At 46.5% G+C, this 1690-nt stretch carries 1 protein-coding gene; it reads right to left on the bottom strand.

What is annotated here, in order from left to right; translation table 11 throughout:
• Positions 1–1665, bottom strand: a 1665-nt coding sequence (locus tag A3729_RS34335; RefSeq protein ID WP_304439706.1) for a methyl-accepting chemotaxis protein, incomplete at its 3' end; no start/stop codon positions are given.
• Positions 1666–1690: the final 25 nt, after the last annotated feature.

Raw genomic sequence — 1690 nt, 5'->3', positions numbered from 1 at the left:
TTTGATTTCCTTCGCCGCGGCAGCAGAACGTTGCGATAAGGTACGAACCTCTCCAGCAACGACAGCAAAGCCACGGCCTTGCTCACCAGCTCTTGCGGCTTCAACCGCAGCATTCAAGGCGAGGAGGTTGGTCTGGAAGGCAATTTCATCGATCACGCCGATAATGTCGTTGATCTTGTTGCTAGATTCCATTATTTCACGCATCGCACTAACGGCACCTTGAACAACTTCACCGCCTTGCTCCGCTTTACCCTTCGCATCGCTTGCCATAGTGTTTGACTCGGAGGCATTTTCCGACGTTTGTTTTACGGTGGCTGTAATTTGCTCCATGCTGGAAGCGGTTTCTTCCAGTGAGCTGGCTTGCGATTCGGTTCGTCGACTTAAGTCATCGGAGCCTTCCGCGACTTCTTGTGAAGAAGTGCGAACCGTTTCTGAGGCGATTTGAATGCGTGTTAGCACTTCACTTAGTTTGGTAACGCTGTTATTTGCATTGTTTTTGATGGCAAGTAACTCGCCCTTGTAATTGTTTTCGATACTCTTGGTGAGATCACCTTCAGACATTGCTTCAAATATCACGCCGACTTCACTGACAAACTCGGATGTCTTGTCCATTAGAGAGTTCAAACCATTACTGAGGTTTTCGAAGAAGCCACTTTTACCGGTTAGGTCAATTCGTTGTCGAAGGTCTCCATCGTTGGCGGCATTTATCAAACTGTTAATTTCACCTTCTAGCGCAACCTCATCAGTTCTATCTGACCATTCAACGACGGTACCCAAGCGAGTTTGGTCTTCGCCATATATAGGTGTCGCAGTTAGGCCAAAGGTACGTACACCGACCTTAATTTCAGTTTGATATGTACTGGTCAGACGCTCAAGCATACTGCGTTGGTGTGCAGGGTTTTTGTGGAAAACATCGATGTTGTTGCCAACAAGGTTATTGGCATCAAAGTTTGGCAGCACTTTGCGTAAGTCTGCCTCAGCTACGCGCATCATATTCTGTACTGCTTTGTTCATATAATTGATGTTGTAATTTGCATCGGCCATCATCACATTGGTATTACAAACATCGAGAGCCAGTCTAACGCCTGCATTTTCCTCGGCGAGTTGTTTGGCTTTTGTTTCTTGAGCAAGCGCTTCTGTTCGGTCATTCCATTCAACGACAGTACCGATTCGTTCTTTGTTTTCAGCAAAAATAGGGGTCGCGATTAAGTTAAATGTGCGTGGCCCAACCGTAATGTTGGTTTGGTAAGTGCTGGTGAGCTTCTCAAGCATGCTGCGTTGATGCGCTGGATTCTTATGGAAGATGTCGATATTGTTGCCAATCAGGTTATCGGCGTCGAAGCGAGAAAGCTCTGCTTTCAAGTCGCTTTCCGCAGTTTTCATCATTTCTTGTACTGATTCATTCATATAAATGATATTGAACTCAGCGTCGGCCATCATGACGTTGGTGCTACACACATCTAGCGCTAGTTTGATTCGCGTATTGTCTGCTGCCAACTGAGCTTCAGCCTGTTCCTTGGCTAGCTGCGCGGTTTGATCATCCCACTCGACGACGGTGCCGAGTCGTTGGTGTTCATCATCAAAGATTGGTGTGGCTATCAAACTGAATGTTCGAGTGCCAACTTGGATTTTTCCGTTATATTGAGTTTGCAAGCCTTCTAGCATACTCCGTTGGTGAGCCGGATTTTTA

The sequence above is a fragment of the Oleiphilus sp. HI0043 genome, from assembly GCF_001634935.1.
The sequence above is the reverse complement of the archived record's forward strand: the minus strand, read 5'-3'. Positions and strand labels throughout refer to the sequence as shown.